The sequence below is a fragment of the Fretibacterium fastidiosum genome (genome assembly GCF_000210715.1).
Classification (GTDB): Bacteria; Synergistota; Synergistia; order Synergistales; family Aminobacteriaceae; genus Fretibacterium; species Fretibacterium fastidiosum.
In genome coordinates this window covers 1,028,854-1,030,685 of sequence record NC_021038.1, presented here as the reverse complement: position 1 = coordinate 1,030,685, position 1,832 = coordinate 1,028,854, and the positions used below count along the sequence as shown (strand labels likewise).

Here is a 1,832-nt window from a genome sequence, read left to right as displayed (position 1 = left end):
GTCCCGCCCCTCGACGTCCACGCTCTCCAGCGTGACGCTTGACAAACGCCCCTGTTCCATCACCCCGACGAGCCCCTGACCGTCGCGGTCCCCTCGGATCGTCAGGTTGGAGACGACGGCTCCGGTGCTCTCCAGATGTCCCGTGAAGGGGTTTTCCCTCGTCCCTATCGGCACCCAGTCCCGGCCCGACAGGTCGATGTCACTCGAGATATGGAAATGGGCCCCCTTCGCCCCCCCTCCGTTGACCTGTTTCGCCATCAGGGCCAGCTGCTCCGCCGTCTCGATCACGTAGGGGTCGCCCGGACCGCCGGAGCCCCCGGCAAAACCGCCCGCCGCATGGTCGATCCAGTACTCCCGCCCCGGAACCCGGACGAACTCCCAGTTGCCCCGGTCACGAAAGGTCAGGTACGTCACGGGCCACGCCATCAGCGCGGCGAACAGAAATACAATCGCTCTCCTCCTCAACATCGTCACCACCTTTTTCCTCACACCACGCGGATCAGAACCCAGACGACATCCCAAGCCCCATCCTCCCGGCGCTTGACGCAGGGAACGCAGTACAGGCCACGGGGGGCGTAGATTCCTCCCAAGCCTTCCGTGGAAAGCACTTTGAAACGGTCGCCCTCCACAGTGAAATAACCTCCGGTAAAAAACATGGCCATGGGATTATACCCCGACTCGCCCAGAGGGACGCTGCCCAACTCGTAAACCTCCATGGCCCTCTTCACGGCCCTCTTCACCTCGATATAGCGCACCCTGTCCGAGCTTGCGATCCCCTCCGGAGCCTGCCCGGAGATGACGGCCCGCAGAACCGCAGGCCCCTCCTCGCCGGGGATTCTCACCTCTTCTCCATCCACACGGACGAACAGGCCGCCCTCCCTCAAAAGCAGTGTGCCCCATCCATAGAAAAGCTCGTAGGAGGGCATTTCCTTAATAGCCTCTTGTGGTGCACCCTTAATCCCTCCTATCAGAGCCACCATTGAATCGTGGCGCCTGTCGCTCACCTTACCCATGAAGCTGGGATTTCTAAAAGAATTGTGTCTTTCAGTAATGTACCCGACAATTCCGCCGACCCAACGCTCTCCGGACACATGGCCCACAACTCCGGAGAACCCTATCAGGGTGGTTTTCCAAATATCTTGTACATTGGCGCTGGCCATCCCCCCCTCGCAGCCGCTCCACTTCCTGGACTCCCTCGCCCACCGGCCGACCAGACCACCGACCTCATCCCTGCCCGTGACCTCGCCGCGGTAGAGGTTGAACTCACAAAAATTCCAATCGAGATAACCGGCCAGGCCACCCACGCGGTCCCTTCCCCGCACCGAGCCCGATACACCGCAGTTTTCTATGCGCGTGTAATCTCCGTCGCCAACGAGTCCGCCGACGCGGTCTCGCCCCTTGACGTCCACACTCTCCAGCGTGACGCTCGACAAACGCCCATGTTCCATCACCCCGACGAGCCCCTGCCCGTCGCGGTCCCCTCGGATCGTCAGGTTGGAGACGACGGCTCCGGTGCTCTCCAGATATCCCGTGAAGGGGTTTTCCCTCGTCCCTATCGGCACCCAGTCCCGGCCCGACAGGTCGATGTCACTCGAGATATGGAAATGGGCTCCCTTCGCCTCCCCTCCGTTGACCCGTTTCGCCACCAGGGCCAGCTGCTCCGCCGTCTCGATCACGTAGGGGTCGCCCCAACCGCCGGAGCCCCCGGCAAAGCCGCCCGCCGCATGGTCGATCCAGTACTCCCGCCCCGGAACCCGGACGAACTCCCAGTTGCCCCGGTCACGAAAGATCAGGTACGTCACGGGCCACGCCATCAGCGCGGCGAACAGAAA

At 62.6% G+C, this 1,832-nt stretch carries 2 protein-coding genes; both read right to left on the bottom strand.

The window, feature by feature from the left end; translation table 11 throughout:
- Positions 1 to 468, bottom strand: a 468-nt coding sequence (locus tag SY1_RS04675) for a hypothetical protein (protein WP_208872868.1), incomplete at its 3' end; no start/stop codon positions are given.
- 17 nt (positions 469 to 485) lie between these two features.
- On the bottom strand, positions 486 to 1,832 hold a 1,347-nt coding region (locus SY1_RS04670), incomplete at its 5' end, for a hypothetical protein (protein WP_208872866.1).